The 18,714-nt window shown below is 65.3% G+C and carries 18 protein-coding genes; 3 read left to right on the top strand and 15 right to left on the bottom strand.

The window, feature by feature from the left end; translation table 11 throughout:
• Positions 1-53: 53 nt before the first annotated feature.
• From dctP to ACZ46K_RS08590, 6 genes are read right to left on the bottom strand one after another with little or no spacing between them, the layout of a single operon-like run.
• Positions 54-1,316 (bottom strand): TRAP transporter substrate-binding protein DctP, encoded by a 1,263-nt coding sequence (gene dctP, locus ACZ46K_RS08615; RefSeq protein ID WP_464747658.1) that lies wholly within the window; start codon positions 1,314-1,316, stop codon positions 54-56.
• Positions 1,317-1,348: 32 nt separating this feature from the next.
• On the bottom strand, positions 1,349-2,392 hold the full coding sequence (locus ACZ46K_RS08610; RefSeq protein WP_464747656.1) for an LLM class flavin-dependent oxidoreductase: 1,044 nt from the start codon (positions 2,390-2,392) through the stop codon (positions 1,349-1,351).
• Complete coding sequence (locus tag ACZ46K_RS08605; protein WP_464747654.1) at positions 2,389-2,856, bottom strand: Zn-ribbon domain-containing OB-fold protein; 468 nt, start codon at positions 2,854-2,856, stop codon at positions 2,389-2,391. Before ACZ46K_RS08605 ends, ACZ46K_RS08610 begins: the two co-directional genes overlap by 4 nt.
• 5 nt (positions 2,857-2,861) lie before the next feature.
• Positions 2,862-4,001 (bottom strand): thiolase family protein, encoded by a 1,140-nt coding sequence (locus tag ACZ46K_RS08600; RefSeq protein ID WP_464747652.1) that lies wholly within the window; start codon positions 3,999-4,001, stop codon positions 2,862-2,864.
• Positions 3,998-4,795, bottom strand: coding sequence for an SDR family NAD(P)-dependent oxidoreductase (locus ACZ46K_RS08595; RefSeq protein WP_054806706.1), 798 nt, complete (start codon positions 4,793-4,795; stop codon positions 3,998-4,000). The genes ACZ46K_RS08600 and ACZ46K_RS08595 overlap by 4 nt, the downstream gene beginning before the upstream one ends.
• Positions 4,796-4,838: 43 nt before the next feature.
• On the bottom strand, positions 4,839-5,714 hold the full coding sequence (locus ACZ46K_RS08590; protein ID WP_464747650.1) for an SDR family oxidoreductase: 876 nt from the start codon (positions 5,712-5,714) through the stop codon (positions 4,839-4,841).
• A gap of 91 nt (positions 5,715-5,805) precedes the next feature.
• Here ACZ46K_RS08590 and ACZ46K_RS08585 point away from each other — a divergent pair, with 91 nt between their 5' ends.
• Positions 5,806-6,282, top strand: a complete 477-nt coding sequence (locus ACZ46K_RS08585; protein ID WP_054806707.1) for a nuclear transport factor 2 family protein — start codon at positions 5,806-5,808, stop codon at positions 6,280-6,282.
• Between the two features lie 8 nt (positions 6,283-6,290).
• On the opposite strand, the gene ACZ46K_RS08580 is transcribed toward ACZ46K_RS08585, so the two are convergent.
• From ACZ46K_RS08580 to ACZ46K_RS08560, 5 genes are all read right to left on the bottom strand, one after another.
• On the bottom strand, positions 6,291-6,506 hold the full coding sequence (locus ACZ46K_RS08580) for a ferredoxin (protein WP_464747648.1): 216 nt from the start codon (positions 6,504-6,506) through the stop codon (positions 6,291-6,293).
• A gap of 1 nt (position 6,507) precedes the next feature.
• Positions 6,508-7,704, bottom strand: a complete 1,197-nt coding sequence (locus ACZ46K_RS08575; RefSeq protein WP_054806708.1) for a cytochrome P450 — start codon at positions 7,702-7,704, stop codon at positions 6,508-6,510.
• Between the two features lie 19 nt (positions 7,705-7,723).
• Positions 7,724-9,007, bottom strand: coding sequence for a C4-dicarboxylate ABC transporter substrate-binding protein (locus ACZ46K_RS08570; protein WP_054806710.1), 1,284 nt, complete (start codon positions 9,005-9,007; stop codon positions 7,724-7,726).
• Between the two features lie 205 nt (positions 9,008-9,212).
• On the bottom strand, positions 9,213-9,953 hold the full coding sequence (locus ACZ46K_RS08565) for a FadR/GntR family transcriptional regulator (protein ID WP_054809530.1): 741 nt from the start codon (positions 9,951-9,953) through the stop codon (positions 9,213-9,215).
• Positions 9,954-10,082: 129 nt separating this feature from the next.
• Positions 10,083-11,159 (bottom strand): enoyl-CoA hydratase/isomerase family protein, encoded by a 1,077-nt coding sequence (locus ACZ46K_RS08560; protein ID WP_464747645.1) that lies wholly within the window; start codon positions 11,157-11,159, stop codon positions 10,083-10,085.
• A gap of 56 nt (positions 11,160-11,215) precedes the next feature.
• On the opposite strand from ACZ46K_RS08560, the gene ACZ46K_RS08555 reads away from it, so the two are divergent.
• Complete coding sequence (locus ACZ46K_RS08555; protein ID WP_464747643.1) at positions 11,216-12,442, top strand: CoA transferase; 1,227 nt, start codon at positions 11,216-11,218, stop codon at positions 12,440-12,442.
• Entirely contained in the window at positions 12,439-13,836 is a 1,398-nt protein-coding gene (locus ACZ46K_RS08550) for an amidohydrolase family protein (protein ID WP_464747640.1), read from the top strand. The genes ACZ46K_RS08555 and ACZ46K_RS08550 overlap by 4 nt, the downstream gene beginning before the upstream one ends.
• A gap of 62 nt (positions 13,837-13,898) precedes the next feature.
• Here ACZ46K_RS08550 and ACZ46K_RS08545 read toward each other — a convergent pair whose 3' ends face one another.
• From ACZ46K_RS08545 to ACZ46K_RS08530, 4 genes are all read right to left on the bottom strand, one after another.
• A complete protein-coding gene (locus tag ACZ46K_RS08545; RefSeq protein ID WP_054805987.1) occupies positions 13,899-14,789 on the bottom strand; it encodes an LLM class flavin-dependent oxidoreductase in 891 nt (296 codons plus the stop codon).
• 31 nt (positions 14,790-14,820) lie between these two features.
• Positions 14,821-15,921, bottom strand: a complete 1,101-nt coding sequence (locus tag ACZ46K_RS08540; protein ID WP_464749270.1) for a 2-oxoacid:ferredoxin oxidoreductase subunit beta — start codon at positions 15,919-15,921, stop codon at positions 14,821-14,823.
• Positions 15,921-17,855, bottom strand: coding sequence for a 2-oxoacid:acceptor oxidoreductase subunit alpha (locus ACZ46K_RS08535; RefSeq protein WP_054805985.1), 1,935 nt, complete (start codon positions 17,853-17,855; stop codon positions 15,921-15,923). The genes ACZ46K_RS08540 and ACZ46K_RS08535 overlap by 1 nt, the downstream gene beginning before the upstream one ends.
• A gap of 108 nt (positions 17,856-17,963) precedes the next feature.
• Positions 17,964-18,680 carry a dienelactone hydrolase family protein gene (locus ACZ46K_RS08530; protein ID WP_464747638.1) on the bottom strand — a complete coding sequence of 239 codons (717 nt, stop codon included), beginning with the start codon at positions 18,678-18,680 and terminating at the stop codon, positions 17,964-17,966.
• Positions 18,681-18,714: the final 34 nt, after the last annotated feature.

Below are 18,714 nucleotides of genomic sequence, written 5' to 3'. Positions count from 1 at the left end.
TTATGTTGTCAACATACTGTTTCAAACATAACGTTCACGGCTCGATCGGCAGCTCAGGACGGACGGTGCTCGAGCATCACCTCGTCGAACAGTGCGTCGACGAATGCCGTCGTGTCGAGCTTCTCGGGGCTGTACCACTCGGCAAAACCGGCGTAGTCCACGCTGTTCTCGTAACCCAGGTCGGCTACCGTCGCCTTCCATTGCGCCGAGGTGTCGCGCACACGCGAAACGAATTCGTCGCCGCCGGGGGCCGTCTGCGCAAGCTCGTCCACGATCTCTTCGTTCTTCGCGATCAACGCGTCGCGGGCATCGTCGGCGAACGGCTCGGCCGAACCGTTGAACTGTGCGATGGTCGCCGAAGCGTCGACCGTCCCCTCCCAGATCTTGTTCATGCTGCCTTCGATGAACACGTCGAGGCGATCCCACATCAGCTGCTGCGCAACGAGCGGAAGCTCATCCCACACATCGGCATTCATCGCCAGAGCACCAGACGTGTTCACGAATCCCGCGTCGGGATCGATCACGACGTGGGGCGCGACCTCCATGATTCCCGCGATCATACCCGCGGTCAGTGTGGTGGCCGCGCATGCCGCTACCCCGCGCTGGAGGCTCTCGTAGTACTCGGTGTACCCGATCGACACGGGGTTGCCTCCGAGCGCCGCGACCTGTGTACCGAGGGTCGCCGAACCCGATGCGATCGACTGGCCCTTCAGTTCGGCCAGATCGTTTCGGGCCTGCCCACAGATCAGGGCGATCGAACCCGAGTTGAACGACGGGACGAGCACCTTCATGTCGTGGTCTTCGTACTCGGACAAGAATTCCGGCGACGAGAACGCCACATCGACCGGCCACGCATTGGACGACAGGCTTCCGACGATCACGCTGTTGTCCGACAACACACTGGCGTTGTTCAGTGCAAAGGTGACCGGGTACTCCTGCGGTTCGTACGCACCCATGACCTGGGCCATGTCGAGCCTGCCGTCCTGCACCGCATCGTCCGATTCGGTCGGCGACGCCACACCGTTCGAGTACACGATGTCGAAGGTGATCTTGCCCCCTGACCATTCGGACACCGCACGGGCGTAATTTTCGATGTGCTGACCACCCGACGCATCCTTGGCCGCTGGCGACTGGGTGTGGATGACCACCGGATCGACGGACTCGAACGCTTCCTGATACACCTCGATGCTCGCGCCGTATTCGACACCGGCACCACCACCCTGGCCACCACCACCGGCCGACTCGGCACAAGCCGTCAGAACGCTCGCACCCGCAGTCAGCCCTGCGACAGCACACGCAACCGATCGATACCTCATGATCGACTCCCTCATTTTCGTGATGATCCGGCTCAGTATGCCGAAGTCGTGGTCGGCTGCCGCACAGCCGAATCGCATAGACCGAGTTCCTCGAGTTCCGGGAGCACGTCGGAGGCGAACAATTCGAGGCTCCGCCAGCCGATTTCGGGTGGAAGCCCGCCCATGAGCGGCTGGAACATCAATTCGGAGTCGTCGCCCCGCTGCCGCGCGAACTCGACGCACTGTTCGGGTGTGAGCACGACGAACTGCGGCTGCTTCTTCAGATCGTCCACGGTCTCGACATGCGTGTACCCCGTGGTGCCCACACCGCGTTCCTTCGCCCACTGCGCGTTCATGTTGGTCGTGTACATCAGGTGCGGCGCGAGCAGTTCCCAATCGCGGTCGGGGTCGTTCGTCACGTGCAGGAACAGCGGGCCCGCCGGCGCGGGGCGCGGAGGGATCGGCAGCCCCAGTCGGGTGCGTTCGGCGTCGTACAGCGCGTACAGCCGATCCTTCTCCGACCCGGCGGGCATGTAGTTGTCGCCGAGTCTTGCTGCACGTGCCGCCGACGCGTCGGCCGAGCCGCCGATGTAGATCGGAGGGCGCGACGAGCCGGCGGGTGTCGGACGCACCCGCACCGTCTTTCCGCGGAACTCGAATTGCTCACCGGTCCAGGCCTTGTCCAGGACATCGATGATCTCCTCGAGGATCCGGACACGGCGCTTCATCGGGACGTCGAACATCTCGAACTCGTCCGGCCGGTATCCGATGCCCATCGTCATCTCGACGCGACCACCTCCGCCCACGAGGTCGAGGGTCGCGAGGTCCTCGGCGAGCCGCAGCGGCTGATGCAGGACCGCCACGAGCGCCGAGAAGTGGACGTGGATCCGCTCGGTGCGCCCGAGCATCGCGGCACCCAGGATCATCGGGGAGGCGCAGTACCCGTCCTCGGCGCCGTGGTGCTCAGCGATGTACACGGTGTCGAATCCGAGCGAGTCGGCCCAGCCGGCCTGCTCGACCGCAGCCTGGTACAGATCGACAGCAGGTGCTCCGATTGCGGGTGCGCGCATGTCGTAACGCAGTGAAAGTTTCATCATGGTCGCCTTTGTCGTTCGGGCCGGTCCCGCTCGAGCGCGAAGGTCGGCAAGGTATGTGTTTCGAAGACGGTGGGAGACGAGACCACCCGGTCGCCGATCCGGGGAGCGGCGGCACCTTCTCCGACGAGGTTCGTCACTAGGCGCACACCCGGCGCATCCTCGAATTCGACGAGGGCCACGGTGTACGGCGGAGCGGATCCGGACGGTAGGAATGCGCGATGCACGGTCGTGAACGAGTAGATCACGCCCCTGCCGTCGACCGCGGACCACTCGAATTCGTCGTCGTGACCGCACGGGCAACCCGGGCCCGGATACCAATGCCAACGCCGGCATGCGCGGCACCGCGGAAACACGAGTTCGCCGCGGCCGATGCCCTCCCAGAACGGCGCCAGTTCCGGCACATCGTTCGGTGGCGCGAATTCCGGCACCGACATGCTCCCAGCGGAAAATTCGGTCTCGGTCACGTTTCTCACCTGTCCTTCGTCAGGATCAACGTCGTGTGCTCGCCGCCGGCCAGCGCAGCGACCAGTGCGGTCGACGCATCGGGCACCTGTGCCTGTCCACGTATACCGCGAACCTGGCGTACGGCTTCGATCACGTGGACGATGCCCGGGATGTATGCGTACGCGAGGTGTCCGCCGTGGGTGTTGACGGGCAGTGAACCACCCGGCAGGGTGTGTCCGGCTCGGTGGAACTCCACCGCCTCACCGCGACCGCAGAGTCCGAGATCCTCCATCTGGATCGCCTGCGAGATCGAGAAGCAATCGTAGATCTCGGCGACATCGAGGTCTGCCGGAGTGAGCCCTGCGTCAGCGAACGCGCGCGGACCGGAGACCGCGGAACCGAACGAGCACATGTCCTCGGCCTGAGTGAAGTACGAGGTCATGGACGGGCCCACAGCCACGGTCGACGATCCTGCCACGACGACAGGTGCACCTGCGAGATCGCGCGCCCGTTCGGTCGTGGTGACGACGAGTGCACCGGCACCGTCGGAGATCAGACAGCAATCCGCTGCCCGCAACGGTGATGCGATCATCGGTGACGCCAGATAGTCCTCGTCGGTGAGCGGCTTCGGGCGCTGCGCGTTCGGCGTCATCGTCGCCCAGACCCGGTTCGAGACCGCGATCGAGCCGAGGGTATCGGGGTCGATCCCGTAGGTGTGGCAGTAGCGCTGCGCCCACGCCGCGAAATACACGGGTTGGCCGTACCAGCCGAAGGGCATTTCCACGCTCGCCTTCACCGGGTCCTGCGCGTGGAAGCCGTAGGGACCTCCGGGCTTCGAACCTGCATACCCGTAGTACACGAGTACGGTGGTAGCGCGCCCGGATTCCACTGCTGCACGAGCTGTTTCGACTGCAGCCAGCGGTCCTGCGCCAGCGGGTATCCCTGGAGCCGCCGTGTACATGCGATCGATACCCAGTGCGACCGACACTTCGTCCGGCCCCGGATACGCACCTGCCGCAATCACGCCGTCGATGTCCGACGCCGTCACTCCCGCATCGGCGAGCGCGTTGCGGCACGCGTCGAGCACCAGCTTGGCGATCGGACGGTCCACCGATCGGCCGAACTGCGACTCACCGGCGCCGACGATCGCCGCTGCCATGCTCATGCGCGCAGTCCACGCCACGCCGTCGTACCACCGTCGACGGGGACGACGATCCCGGTGAGGAACGACGAGTCGTCGGACGCGAGGAATGCGGCGACCTTCGCGATCTCGTCGCCGGTGCCGAATCGGGGAATCAGGTGTGCGCCGACCATCGAACGTTTCCGGGTTGCGCGGGCCTCGTCCGACTCCGCGGCGTCGAGGTAGGCCCGGCTCATCGGGGTCTCGATCGAGCCCGGGGCGAATGCGTTGACGCGGACATCGGGAGACAGTGCAATCGCAGAGGTACGGGTGAGCTGGATGACGGCGGCCTTGCTCGACGGATACGCGGTGCTGCCGTAGCCGACCATGCCTGCGACGGAGGCCGCGTTGATCACGGATGCGCCGCGTCCCGAGGTACGTAGATGCGGTGCAGCAAATTTCGTCGCGAGCCACACCGATTTGACGTTGATCGCATACACCTTGTCCCAGACGTCCTCGGGAAGTTCCTCGAAGGTCGTGTGCTCGGTGAATGCGTTCTCCATGACGCCGGCGTTGTTCACCAGCGTGTCGAGGCCACCCGCGGCAGAGACGACAGTGTCGATCATGCCTGCGATGGCCGAGCTGTCCGCGAGGTCCACGGTGATCGCAGCAGCGGCAACGCCCATCGCTTCGATCTCGGCTGCCACCTCCTTCGCCCCGTCACCGTTGAGGTCGGCGACACCGACGAACTCGGCGCCGCGCCGGGCGTACTCGATCGCGATATCGCGACCCATGCCCTGGGCCGCTCCGGTGACCAGTGCCCGCTTACCTGTCAGCATGTTCTGCTTCCCTTCTCTGTCGACCGTGTCGACAACATCTCGATCAAGACCGGGCGGTGGCCGAGGTGGTGCGCCCGGCTTCCAGCAACGTCACGGGGTTCTCGTATTTCCCACTGGTGTACGGCGATCGACCCGCGATGCCCGTCATCCCGGCGTCGATCGGGAACGTCACCCCGGTGACGTAGGCGGCGGCGTCGCTCGCCAGGAAGAGCACGCCGGCAGCAACGTCCTCCGGTGTGAGTGCACGGTCCATCAGAGCACTGCCACCGAGCGCCGTGGTCGCACCGGCGAGATCGTCGGCACCGTCCGCCACGACGGCAGCAGTCATCGGTGAGACGACAGCTCCCGGAATCACGGTGTTGACCCGCACCCCGAACGGCCGAAGCTCGGCCGCCACCGACTTCGACAGACCCACGACGGCGGCCTTCGCCGCGCTGTACACGTGCGGCCCGACGCCGCCGAGGACCCCGGCCGGGCTCGACGTCGAGATGATGACCCCCGAGCCCTGCGGCTTCATCACGCGGGCAGCATGTTTGAACCCGCACAGCACTCCGCGTAGGTTCACCGCGAGCGTCACGTCGGCCTCGTCCATCGGTGTCCGGTCGATCGGCCCCAGCGTGCCCATCACGCCGGCGTTGTTGAACATCACGTCGAGCCGCCCGAAACTGTCGACTGCGAGATCGACGGCTGCCGCGACATCCGCTTCGACGGCGACGTCGGTGCGCACGAATCGCGCTCGCTCGCCGAGCTCCGTTGCAAGCGCCGCGCCGGTTTCCTGCAGATCGGCCACGACCACGGATGCACCCTCTGCGTGCAACGCCCGCACCACGGCTTCACCGATCCCGCCGGCACCACCGGTGACGACCGCGGTCCGTCCTTCGAACCTTCCGGTGTTCGTCGATCCACTCAACTGTCGCATCCGTTCTCTTCGTACCCAACAAATTTCGTTCTTACAGATTCGCGCGACAGACCCTATAGTCGAGCCACCATCGATCAGGAGGAAAGAACCCGTGTCCACCGAATCCCGTCTGCAGGCCACCGTCGAGCACCTCATCGACCGAGTAACCACACTCGAATCCGAACGCACTGCAGCAGGTTTGATGCACCGCTATGCCGCGCTGCTCGATGCGCCGGTGCCGGAGAATCTGGCGCTGCTTTTCACCGACGACGGCGCGCTCGTCACCCGTCGCGGTACGTTCCGGGGTCGCGACGAGGTCGCGGCCTTCTTCCGAGAGGCCCGCGGCACCGACTCGTCCGAGAAGCGACATTTCGTATGCCAGCCGGATATTCGTTCCACCGCGACGAATCTTGTGCAACTCGACTGTTACTTCGGATACACGGCACGCGCCACCCGCGAGTCCGGTCTCGGCTGGGGAACGTATTCCGCGGTGATCCGGACCGATGCGGGTGACGCGTTGTTCGAGTCGCTGGCGATCGATGTCCATGTCGGTACCGATCTCTCCAGCGGCTGGCCGAGTGGGCACTAGCCGAACATTCAGCGGGTGAAGGTGATCGCGTGCTCCGGGCACGCGTCCACCGACGCCTCGGCCTGGCCGACGAGCTCGGCCGGGACTTCGAAGTCCTCGCCGGCCTGCGCGACGAAGCCCTCTTCGTCGTCGCTCAGCAGGTCGGGCGCGACGGAGTAGCAGCGACCGTGCCCCATGCACTTCTCACGCGTGATCGACATCGTCGTTCCAGAATTCCCGGCCATGTCAGACCTCCCATTCCAATTCGAGTTCCTTCAGGGTCAGCTGAGAGCCACGCTCGATCAGTCCGGCACCATTCTTGATCCGGTACTCCGGGATCAGCTTGTGCCATTCTTCGAGGACGACGGCAAGTTCGAGCCGTGCCAGGTGCATCCCCAGGCAGCGGTGCGGTCCGGCACCGAATGCGAGGTGCTGATTTATTCCCGGTCGACCGAGGACGAACTTGTCCGGGTCGTCGTACTTGCGGGGATCCCTGTTCGCCGAGCCGATTCCGAGCCAGACCACGTCTTTCGCGCCCATGTCGATGCGCTCGAACTCAGCGCTCTCCTGCACCTCACGGCCCGCCTGGATCACCAGCGGATACATCCGGATGAACTCCTCGACCGCATCGCGCGTCGACTCGGGCTCTTCGATCAGCATGCGTCGGTCGTCGTCGTGTGTCGCGAGATGGGTGAAGATGTACCCGAGCGCCGAGCGGGTGGTGTCGAGACCTGCGAGCATGATCGACATGCAAGTGGTGAGAATCGTGTCGTGCGAGAGTGGTTCACCGTCGAGCTCCGCCTGGACGAGTCGCGTGACCATGTCCTCGGCCGGATCGCGGGGATCCTTACGCCGCTCGTCGATGGCGACGGTGAAGTAGTCCAGGATCTTCTGCTTCGGAGCTTCGGCGCCGACGAGGTCGCCTTGGAGCATGCAATTGAACATCTCTTCGGTCCACGGCAGGAAGAAGTCGCCGTCTTCGACGGGAAGCCCCATCAGCACCAGGAACAGATCGGTCGGATAGCGGATGGCGAACTCTGCAACGAAGTTGCAGTGCCCCTTGGGTGCGAGCTCCTCGAGCAGCTCCACGCAGCGGGTATGCGCGAGTTCTTCCATGCGCCGGACCGCAGCGGGCGCGAAGAACGGATTGATGATGCGCCGGAATTTCTGGTGTTCCTCCCCGTTGAGGTCCTGGGGAAGCAGCGGAATCTTGCTGTCGGGGAACAGCGCCGTACGAACGGCCGTCGTCCAGTTCTTGTGATTCTGGAATCCCGCGAGGACATCCTCGTAGCGGGTCAGCATCCAGAATCCACGTTCGGTCGTGTCGTTGAAGTGGAACCGCGCGGCCTCCCGCTCTTCATCGAGAATCGCGTAATGACCGTAGATCTCGGACTCTTGCGTGTAGTCGGTGTGGCTGACGGGGCAGCCCGTTGCGTGCGTCATGCGTTTCCTCCGGTAGCGGTCAGGACGGGCGGTGAGGCAGGAAGATCTCCTCGTAGACCTTCGTGCTGTATTCCTCGAGATCGAGCACCTCCGGGCTGTACCACGTGGCGAACTCGTCGTAGGTGACATCTTCGTAGAGCTCGGACAGGGTGGATGCCCACTTCTCGGTCGACGTGCCGATGCGATCGACGAACGCATCACCGTCCTCGAATGCGGCGTTGGTCCGTTGTGCATCGAGGAGTCGCTCGTTCTCGGCGACGAGCGCGGTACGGGCGTCCTCGGCGTAGGGGCCTACGGTACCGTTCGCTGCGAGGACCGCTTTCATTCCGTCGGCCGTGTTGGGCAGGATCTTGTCCTCGATGTTCGACTCGACGTATACGGTGAGGCTGTCCCAGATGAGCTGCTGCGCGACGAGCGGAAGTTCTTCCCACGCTTCGGTGCTCATGGCCATTCCGCCCCAGCCGACCGCGACGCCTGCCTCCGGATCGATCACCACCTGCGGTGTCTGCCCGAGGAAGCCGCCGAGCATGCCGACGGTGAATGACGTGACCGAGCAGTCTGCGATACCACGCTCGAGAGCCTCGAACAGTTCGGTGTAGGCGATCGACACCGGCGTCGCTCCGAGCGACGCGACCTCCGCATTGATCGACAGACCCGAGGCAGTGACCTGGGAACCCTTGGTGGTGGCGAGATCTCGGCGCTCAGTGGCGCAGAAGAGCCCGTTGGAACCGGAGTTGTAGGCAGGCAACAGCAACTTCATGCCCTTGTCCTCGTACTCCGCGATCAGCTCCGGAGTGTCGAAAGCCACGTCGTTCGCCCAGGCATTGGACTGCAGCGGTCCGAGCACCGGCGTCTGTAGCGACACGAAGCTCGTGTCGACCAGGGCGGCTGTCGCCGGGTACTCCGACGGTTCGTACTGCGGGATCACATGTCCGAGGTCGAGTCGCCCGTCCATCAACGCATTGTCGATCTCCGCTGGGGGCGCAACGGCATTCGAGTAGGCGACATCGAACGTGATCTTGCCACCCGACCATTCGGTGATCCGGTCGAGGTATTTCTCCACCGGTACGCCGGTCGCCGATCCTTTCGGCGCAGGGGACTGCGTGTAGAGCTGAATCGGTTCGACGTTCTCGAACGCCGCGATGTAATCGTCCTTGGTGGCGCCGTACTCGACGCCGCCGCCACCTCCACCGGCGCCGGCAGATGCCGATTCGGCACATCCCGCGACGAGTAGTGAGGCGAGAGCCAGCGCGACGGCGGAGCCACCGAGCGACCTCGATCGGGTGGTGCGAGAAAGGGTCATGCGCTGCTCCGTCTCTTGGGGTGCGTAGCACACTCACGCATCCGTGATGCAAATCACGACTATCATGCGCATGATTAGTTCCATTGTCAACACTTAATCATGATCCAGGTCACCGAGAACTCGGCGATCCGGAGAAACAGAACGGCGGGACGACCGTCGAACGGTCGTCCCGCCGCTGCAGGGCCGGATCAGAGATAGGACCGTGTCAGTTCACGGCACCCCAGGCTATGGGCGTCTCGAGCGCTTCCGGATAATGTTTCTCCTCGTAACGCCAGATGCCCGCAATGTGCTCTTCCATTGCGATGAGTGCAGCCTCCGGGTCGCGGTCGGCGACGGCGTTGTAGATCTTCTCGTGGATGTCGAGAGTGGCGCGACGATGCCGCTCCGAGTACTCCATCCCCATCACCGACCCGTCCAACATGTCGAGCAAAGCGTGAATGAGGTAGCCGAACAAGGCATTTCCTGACCCCTTCGCGACGGTGTCGTGGAACACGCGACTCATCTCGAGGAAGATCTCACCGTCGTCGAGGTTGTCTCGCATGTGCTCGACGGAGTACTTCAGGTCGGCCAGCTGCTCCTCGTTGATCCGCTCCGCAGCGAGCTTGGCCATCATCGGTTCGAGCGCGGTGCGCGCCTCGACGATGGTCCGGAAGGGCGCGTTCTCGAACTGCAGCAGGAGCGTGATCGAGGTAGCCAAACCTTCACTGTCGGGCTGCTGGACGATCGGCCCACCGCCCGGCCCCGGCTTGAGCGAGATCACGCCCTGCAGTTCGAGAAACCGCAAGGACTCGCGCAAGGTGCCCCTGCCCACGTCGTAGTCATCGAGCATGACGCGCTCCGGTGGCAGGCGATCACCGACCTTGTTGCCCCGCTTGTTGATGTCCTGAACGATCCGCTGCGCCACCAGCATCGCCGTCTTCTGCGGCCGTAGCCCTGCCCGTCCCATCGATGAACCTCCGCCGTACGAACTCCCCCGGGTTCCCGGACCGAGTACCCCAGTACAAATCTATGACAATCTTTACACTATAAAGGTCACGTTACAACGACTTCTTGAACATTCACCCAGTACGGGCCGTCACACGGGGTCCGACACCTCGTCGACCAACCCCCATCGGAACGCGCGACCGACATCGAGGACGCCGGCGGTGACGAACAGATGCATCGACCGCCACCTCCCGATCCTCCGCGGAATGCTCGCCGTACCTCCGGCCCCGGGGATCAGCCCCATCGACACCTCGGGAAGCCGGAACACCGTGCCGGGAGCCGCGACCACCCGATTCGCGAAGGCCGGGATCTCGATCCCCGCACCGACGCAATGCCCGTGCACACGCACTTCGATCCGATCTGCAAGCCGTGCGACCAGGCGTCCCGCTCCGCCGCGAGTGCGGATCAGATGAGCGGTCGCGGTGTCGGGTGTACGCCCGAATTCGTCGAGGTCGCCGCCGGCACAGAACGACGGCCCTGCTCCGTCCACCACCACGCGCTCGATGCTGTCGTCGAGCTCGGCAATACGAAGCGCCTCGACCAGCGCGTCGCGCAACTGCGTCCCGTAGGCATTGCGCCGTTCGGGCCGGTTGAGCGTGATACGCAGCGTGTCGGCGGCGCGCGCGACGAGCACCGGGTCGGAGAGTGCAGGCGGCGGCAGCGGACGCGGCCCACGCTCGTCGAGCCACCGCAGGAACTCCGGGCCACCCTGCAACGTCGAGTATCCGAGCGACTCGACATCGATCGCGGCAGCAACCCCGACGGTGTCGGCGGCACGAAGCACATGCCGAACGACGAGCGACGCGTGGGGATTCTGCGAGACAGCATCGCCGAACGCCGACAGGCTCGCGTCGAGGTCATCCGTACCGACCACCGTCGTCGACCGCGGGTCGGGCCCTGTCGCATAGGTCAGATCGAGGGCCTCGAGCAGAGGCGCGAAGGTGACGTCGTCGATCGAGCCACCACCGACCGACGCACCGGTGAACCTGCCGACGAGCAGGTGATCGCTCGCCCACGCACGTTCTGCTGCACGCTCGACCACCGACTGCGGCGCATCGTCGAGGTCGACGATCAAGAGCGGGTCCACAACGACACCGTCGTCACCCAGGACCGGTGCGTCGGCGATGCCGTCCGCCAGCTCCACGACGGAGATCGTGTTCGTGCCCATCAGTTCCGCCCTTGCACTCGCTGCCTGCTCTTCCCGGGCAATGTAGCATCACAAGCGTGTTCGAATTCCCGTCCGCGGACTCCGTGCGCGACTGGGCCGAGAGCGGAATCGCTTGTCTGACCGGCAGGCCCGACGGACCTCCTCTGATCCCACCCGGCCGCGCCGCAACCGTCGCGCGTGAGATGACTGCACGCATCGAATCCGCGACGAAGGGAGCGGTCACGCTCGACGGAGCACGGCTGCTGTCCGAGCGGGCCGCGTTCACCGGCCACGGGCGTGGCGGTGCCATCTCCGCAGGCGGCGCCTGCAGGTTGCTGTCCAGCGCCGATGGCTGGGCAGCGGTCTCGTGTGCTCGCCCCGACGATCCCCTGCTCCTCGGCGCGCTGGTCGGCGCCGGCATCGACGACGATCCGTGGCCCGCCGTCGCCTCGTGGCTGGCAGAGCACACCGGCCACGACCTCCTCGAACTCGCCGAACCACTCGGCATCGCCGCAGGCCCCATCTCACCGGTTGCCGCGACGGCGCCACAGCCCCTCGTTCCTCGACCGGTCGACGGATTACTGGTCGTCGACTTCAGTTCACTGTGGGCCGGTCCGTTGTGCGCACACATCCTCGGCCTCGCGGGCGCCAGAGTGATCAAGGTCGAGACCCCGACGCGGCCGGACGGCGCACGCTTCGGCAACGCCGACTTCTACCGCCTCTTGCACGGCGGGCACGAGTCGGTGATGCTCGACCCCGGCGACGACGTCCAGCGCAGGGAACTCGGCCAACTGGTAGCGGCAGCCGACATCATCATCGAAGCGTCCCGCCCACGGGCACTCTCGGGCTTCGGACTCGACGCCGACCGTTTCGTCGCGAACGGTGGTACCTGGGTGTCCATCACCGCACACGGTCGCGACTCCTTCCGCATCGGTTTCGGCGACGACATCGCAGCGTCTGCCGGGCTCATCGCTCGCGATGCACGCGGCCCCGTGTTCGTCGGTGATGCCCTGGCCGACCCCCTCACAGGGCTCACCGCCGCCGCCCTCGCGCTGTCCCGACCTGCTGACGGAGACGGGATGCTGTGGGACATATCGATGTCGGCCCTTGTCTCGTCCACTGTCTCGTCCACACTCGACACGGCCGCGCAACCGCCTGCGTACGAGAAGCGGGGACGCTGGTGGGTCGACACACCGTCCGCCACCGTCGCTCTCGCAGAGCCGCAACGTCGTGAGCCGGTAGGGGACGTCGCCGAGTCCGGCCGCGACACAGCAAAGATTCTGTCCGAGTTCGGGATCCGATGACCGATTTACTACTGCGCAATGTCGAGGTCGCCGGAAGAACGAACGTCGACGTCCTCGTCCGCACCGGCGTGATCGCGCAGATCGGTGCGGCGCTCACCGTACCCGAGCGGTGCACCATCGTCGACGGCGCCGGTGGCGCACTGATTCCCGGCCTCCACGATCATCACATCCACCTGCACGCACTGGCTGCCGATCGCGTCTCCGTGCGGTGCGGACCACCCGATGTCACCTCCTCCGACGATCTCGCCGGCGCTCTCGACTCCGCTCCGGGCGACGGTTGGATCCGCGGTGTCGGATACTTCGAATCCGTCGCCGGGATGCTCGATTCCGGTGTCCTGGACCGTCTGCACGACAAGCGGCCCGTGCGCATCCAACACCGCAGTGGTGCCATGTGGGCGCTGAACTCTGTGGCCGCGCGACTCGCCCGACTCGACACGGCCGAACACCCCGGTGTCGAGCGGGATCACGGCGGGCGCCCCACCGGACGGATATGGCGGGCCGACACCTGGCTGCGCGACCGCCTCCCCGCTTCCGCACCCCCGGCCCTGGATGCGCTCGGCGCGGAACTCGCACGTTACGGCGTCACCGGTATCACCGATGCGACACCCGATCTCACACCGAGCACGGTCACCGCACTCGTCGACGCACACACCACCGGTGCACTTCCTCAGCGGCTGCATCTGCTCGGTGCACCGAGCAGCGTCACCTCCAATCGGCCGGGTTGCACCGTCGGTCCGTACAAGATCGTCATCGCCGATTCCGATCTCCCCGACATAGATGATCTCGCCACCTCGATCCGTCGCGTCCACGACGCAGGCCGCGCCGTCGCGGTGCACTGTGTCAGCCGCGAGGCCTTCGTGATTCTCCTCGCGGTCTTCGGCGAGGTCGGCTCTCACCCCGGCGACCGGGTCGAGCACGGGGCTCTCGTCCCGGCCGAATCCATCGAAGACCTGCGGCGACTCGGAATCCATGTGGTCACACAGCCGGGATTCCTCGCCGATCGCGGCGACGCGTATCTGCGCGACATCGATTCCCACGACCAGCCCGATCTCTACCGCTGCCGCAGCCTGATCGACGGCGGAGTACCCGTGGCGTTGTCGAGCGACGCACCGTACGGGCCCGTGGACCCGTGGCAGGTCATGTCGGCGGCGGTGACCCGGCGCTGCCCGACCGGAGACATCGTCGGTGCCGTAGAACGGATCACGCCGGCCGAAGCACTCGACCGGTACCTTGCGCCCCTCGACGACCCGGGGGGACCGTCACGACAGGTCACGGTCGGCTCCGACGCCGACCTCGTGCTGCTGGACCGACCGGCCGTGGAAGTACTCGGCGACCTCAGTGCAGACAGGGTGCGCGGCACGTGGATCGGCGGGCGCTGCCACTTCGTGAGTTAGTCGCGCAACCGGGAGGCGTCAGTGGTGCAGCCGTGAGGCGTCAGTGGTGCAGCCGTGAGGCGTCAGTGGTGCAGCCGTGAGATGACCTCACGACCGAACCTCTCGAGGGTCTCGGGCGGCGCGAAGTCGTGGAAGCGGAGAACGAACAGTTCGACACCGCGTTTGCTTTCGAGGGTGATCTGTTCGATCAGGTCGTCGGCTGTACCGATCAGTGGTGCACCCCAACCGCTTTCCGGAAGTCTGCGCGCCACCGATGTCGCCACGCCGGGGACGTCCACAGCAGTCTCCGCGAATCCCACCGCGTATTGCACCGAGATCCGGGCATCGCCCTTCAGCGGCGCGAGTTCCTCGAGTTGATCACGCGCGTGCCCTACGCAGTTCCACCATTGCGCGTGTCGTGCGACGAGAGGCATCGTCAGCGTCCTGCCTGCACCGCCGATGTGTACCGGAATCCGGTCCTGTACAGGAATCGGCAGACCGTACGCGCCGCGCATCCGGTAATGCTTTCCGTCGTAGTCGAACTGCTCGCCCGTGCACATCAGGCGGAAGATCTCGAGGGTCTCGTCGAGGGCTTCCGCTCGTTCCCGCCGGGAACCGACCTGGATGCCGAAGGTCTCGAACTCCGCCTCCACCGAGCCCCAGCCGAGACCGAGGTCGAGCCGGCCGCCGCTGATGTGGTCGACGGTCGCCGCCATCTTGGCCAGCAGCGCCGGATGCCGGAACGGCGCGCATCCCACGAGATGTCCGAGCCGTATCGTCGAGGTGGCACCTGCGAGCGCTGTGAGCAGCGTCCAGCTTTCGAGCGAATCCGTCGGCCTGCCGCCCGGCGAATACAGGTGGTCCATGAGCCAGAACGAGTCGAAGCCGGCGTGCTCCGCGGCGACGGCCCGCGCCTTCACCTCACCTACTCCGAGGCGAAACTGTGGAACGAACACACCGAATCGAATTGTCACCGATCACCTTCCATGCTCTTCTCGAGTGCCGTCACGATACGGTCCAGGTATTTGAGCCGTCGAGCAACCCTTGCAGATCGGGCGGTTCCGCCGCTTCCGCGGCGGCGACCTGAGCTCGCGCCTGGTCGTCGTATGTGGGCCGCGACACCGACCGCACGATTCCCGTGACCGTGTACGTGAGGTCCTGCGCCGACAGCCGCGACAGCGCGTAGGCGTATTCGGGGTCGTCGCTGTGAGCGTCGTGCACGACGATGTCGTCCCGATCGACATCCGTGATGCGCGCTACTCGTAGCCCGAACCCCCTGCGTACGACGCAGAGTTCGTCGTCGGTTCCGAAGATGATCGGCTCACTGTGGCGGACGTGGATGAGACGGTCCTCGGCACTACCCTTGCGGAGTGGGTCGAACGAGCCGTCGTTGAAGATCGGGCAGTCCTGCAATATCTCGACGAAGGCGGCCCCTCGGTGTTCTGCCGCAGCGAGCAGAATCTCCGTGAGTCCGGCTCGATCGGAATCGAGCACGCGCGCCACGAAACTCGCCTCGGCCCCGATCGCGAGCGACATCGTGTTGAACGGTGCGTCGATCGACCCCATCGGCGTCGACTTGGTGACCTTGCCGGTTTCCGACGTGGGCGAGTACTGCCCTTTCGTCAGCCCGTAGATGCGGTTGTTGAACAACAGGATCCGCATGTTCACGTTGCGGCGCAGAGCGTGGATCAGATGATTCCCTCCGATCGACAGCGCATCGCCGTCGCCGGTCACGACCCACACCGACAGGTCGGGCCTGGTGACCGCCAGGCCGGTGGCGAAGGTCGGGGCGCGTCCGTGGATCGAGTGCACGCCGTACGTGTCGAGGTAATACGGGAACCGCGACGAGCAGCCGATGCCCGATACGAAGACGATGTTCTCCCGCTTCAGGCCCAACTGCGGCAGCACGGTGCGGACCGTTGCGAGGATGACGTAGTCGCCGCATCCGGGGCACCACCGCACCTCCTGATCGGAGGTGAAATCCTTGGCTTTCTGCGGTAGATCGGTGCGCGGCACCCCTTCGAGGGCACTGACGCCGAGGTCGGTTCCGACGAGCCGGTGTGCGCTGCCGTTGTGCACGACGCCGTTCACGGTGTTGTCTGCCATCATCGATCACCTCGCCCGATCGTCACGGCCGCGGAGGCCGCGGCGGGGGTCTTGGCGCGCTCGGTGTCGCGCAGCGCACCGTCGAACTCTTCGAGTAGCGCTTCGTGCAGTTCGTCCGCGCGGAACGCCATACCCGAGACCTTGGTGACAGGCTGGATGTCGGCATCGCATCGTGCCTTCAGCAGCATCGACAGCTGGCCGAGGTTCATTTCCGGGACCAGCACGCGCCGATACCCTTTCAGCACCTCGTAAAGGTTCTTCGGCATCGGATTGAGGTGTCGCAGGTGAGCTCTGGCGACGGCATGACCGCTTCGTCGCGCTCGCCGTGCGGCCTCCCCGATCGGTCCGTACGACGAACCCCAGCCGAGTACGAGGATCTCGGCGTCACCTGTCGGGTCGTCCACCTCGAGATCGGGGACGTCGATGCCGGCGATCCGGGCCGCACGCACGCGGGTCATCAGCTCGTGATTCGCGTGGTGATAGGAGATGTCTCCGGTGCCGTTGGCCTTCTCCAGCCCGCCGATGCGATGCTCTCTGCCTTCTGTGCCGGGGATCGCCCAGTCGCGCGCGAGCGTCACAGGATCGCGCGCGTACGGCTGGTAGCCCGGGTCGTCTTCCTCGGGCGGTGTCGCGAATCCCGGTCCGATCCGAGTGAGGGTGTCGACATCCGGAATGCGCCACGGCTCCGAGCCGTTGGCGATTGCACCGTCGGACAGGAGCATGACCGGAGTCCGATAGGTCACCGCGATGCGGGCCGCTTCGAGCGCAGCATCGAAGCAATCCGCCGGGGACTGCGGTGCGACGATCGCGACGGGCGACTCGCCGTTGCGACCGAACATCGCCTGCAACAGGTCGGCCTGCTCGGTCTTGGTGGGCAGCCCTGTGGACGGGCCGCCGCGCTGCACGTCGACGACGATGAGCGGCAGTTCGGTCATCACCGCAAGCCCGATGGCTTCCGATTTGAGGGTGATCCCCGGCCCGGATGTACTGGTGACCCCCAGCGCTCCACCGTACGACGCCCCGATCGCCGCACCGATCCCGGCGATCTCGTCCTCGGCCTGGAAAGTATGGACACCGAATTGCTTGAGCCTGCTCAGTTCGTGGAGGATGTCCGACGCGGGCGTGATCGGATAGCTGCCGAGGAAGACATCCATCCCCGCAGTCCTGCCTGCGGCGACCAGTCCGTAGGCAAGCGCGGTATTGCCAGTGATCTGCCGGTATCTACCCGGCGGCAGGTCCGCTCGATCCACTTCGTAGGTCGATGCGAACGATTCTGTCGTCTCCCCGTAGTTCCAGCCCGCGTGCAGAGCAAGGATATTGGCGCGGACGATGTCGGGTTGCGACACGAATTTGGTTTCGAGGAACGCCTCGACGGCAGTGATCGCCCGGCCGTACATCCATGACAGGAGGCCGAGCGCGAACATGTTCTTCGCGCGGTGGGCCTCCTTCTTGCCCACTCCGGAAGGTTCGACCGCGCCGAGCGTCATGGTGCTCATCGGGACGGTATGTACCTGTAGGTGCTCGAATCCGTCCGACTCGAGCGGATTGCTGTCGTAGCCGGCCTTCGAGAGGTTGCGTTTGCTGAATTCGTCGCTGTTGACGATGAGGATCCCGCCGTCCGGCAGGTCGCCGACATTCGATTTCAGCGCTGCCGGATTCATGGCCACCAGCACGTCGGGTCGGTCGCCGGCAGTGAGGATGTCGTGGTCGGCGATCTGGATCTGGAAGCTCGATACACCCGGCAACGTGCCTTGCGGTGCACGGATCTCTGCGGGGAAATTCGGTTGTGTGGCGAGATCGTTGCCGAAGGCCGCCGCTTCGGCGGTGAATCGGTCTCCGGCAAGCTGCATGCCGTCGCCGGAGTCTCCGGCAATACGGATGACGACCTGGTCGAGTTTGGTCACGTTCGACGTGCGGGTGTCCTTCGACTCCATACCTTGTCTCACTTCCCCCGGGCCTGCGCAGTCCGGCGCCTGCGCTCCATAGTCGTCTTCTGCAGCGCTCATGCAACCGGTTCCTGCAGTTTCTGTGGATTTTCCCGGTCAGGAGTCCAGCACGGTGTTGCCGATGAAGCGCAGTACCTGCGGCCAGGACACCGCGTATGCATCCGCGTTGATCGGATTCGAGTGTCGATCTCGACTGCTGAACCCGTGCTCGGCACCCGGGTAGACCGCGATGATGCTCGCGCCCGCGGATCTCCCCTGGAGTGCGGCCTGTAATCCCCCGAACGTCTCGGCGGACATGACCGTGTCGGCGCCCGCGTGGAGGATCATCACCGGTGCGGCGATGCGTGACGCCGACTCGACCGCGTCGACCGTGTGGTGCGGCGGCGCCGGCACGAAGATCGACGGGTGGTAGGCGACCACGTTCGCGACCCGTGGGTCCCCTCCGCCGAGGATCAGGGCCAGCCGGCCACCGAGGCACCACCCGATCACTCCCACCTTCGACAGACCCAGTTCACCGAAAGCATGCTCGAGCAGGGTGTTCATCTCGACGAGGACGGCGTCGTCCTGAAGTTCACCCATCCACTCCACCAGCTGTTCCCGCGGGGTGTCGTCGGCGCTGTGCCCGTGCCACGGGTCCCACACCAGCGCGGTTACGCCGGTGCCTGCAATGTCCTCGGCGTACTCGCGGACCTGGTCGTTGATGCCGGTGATCATGGGAAGCAGCAGCATTCCGCCGGTGCTGCCACCCAGGGGGCGAGCGAGAAATGCCCGAAGTTCCCCGATCTCGACGAATTCCGCTTCGATGTCTGTCACGTGATATCCCTTCGACGATGACCCTCTCGCTCAT

The sequence above is a fragment of the Rhodococcus sp. JCM 9793 genome (genome assembly GCF_055380405.1).
Note: the sequence above shows the minus strand (reverse complement) of the source record. Positions and strands in the feature narration are given on the sequence as shown.

Excerpts from the sequence above, each read along its gene's own strand:
- ACZ46K_RS08595 (WP_054806706.1), bottom strand. The coding sequence starts at position 4,795 with ATGCTGACAGGTAAGCGGGCACTGGTCACCGGAGCGGCCCAGGGCATG.
- dctP (WP_464747658.1), bottom strand. The coding sequence starts at position 1,316 with ATGAGGTATCGATCGGTTGCGTGTGCTGTCGCAGGGCTGACTGCGGGT.
- ACZ46K_RS08560 (WP_464747645.1), bottom strand. The coding sequence starts at position 11,159 with ATGGGCACGAACACGATCTCCGTCGTGGAGCTGGCGGACGGCATCGCC.
- ACZ46K_RS08575 (WP_054806708.1), bottom strand. The coding sequence starts at position 7,704 with ATGACGCACGCAACGGGCTGCCCCGTCAGCCACACCGACTACACGCAA.
- ACZ46K_RS08580 (WP_464747648.1), bottom strand. The coding sequence starts at position 6,506 with ATGGCCGGGAATTCTGGAACGACGATGTCGATCACGCGTGAGAAGTGC.
- ACZ46K_RS08565 (WP_054809530.1), bottom strand. The coding sequence starts at position 9,953 with ATGGGACGGGCAGGGCTACGGCCGCAGAAGACGGCGATGCTGGTGGCG.
- ACZ46K_RS08600 (WP_464747652.1), bottom strand. The coding sequence starts at position 4,001 with ATGAGCATGGCAGCGGCGATCGTCGGCGCCGGTGAGTCGCAGTTCGGC.
- ACZ46K_RS08535 (WP_054805985.1), bottom strand. The coding sequence starts at position 17,855 with ATGGAGTCGAAGGACACCCGCACGTCGAACGTGACCAAACTCGACCAG.
- ACZ46K_RS08610 (WP_464747656.1), bottom strand. The coding sequence starts at position 2,392 with ATGATGAAACTTTCACTGCGTTACGACATGCGCGCACCCGCAATCGGA.
- ACZ46K_RS08590 (WP_464747650.1), bottom strand. The coding sequence starts at position 5,714 with ATGCGACAGTTGAGTGGATCGACGAACACCGGAAGGTTCGAAGGACGG.
- ACZ46K_RS08570 (WP_054806710.1), bottom strand. The coding sequence starts at position 9,007 with ATGACCCTTTCTCGCACCACCCGATCGAGGTCGCTCGGTGGCTCCGCC.
- ACZ46K_RS08550 (WP_464747640.1), top strand. The coding sequence starts at position 12,439 with ATGACCGATTTACTACTGCGCAATGTCGAGGTCGCCGGAAGAACGAAC.
- ACZ46K_RS08540 (WP_464749270.1), bottom strand. The coding sequence starts at position 15,921 with ATGGCAGACAACACCGTGAACGGCGTCGTGCACAACGGCAGCGCACAC.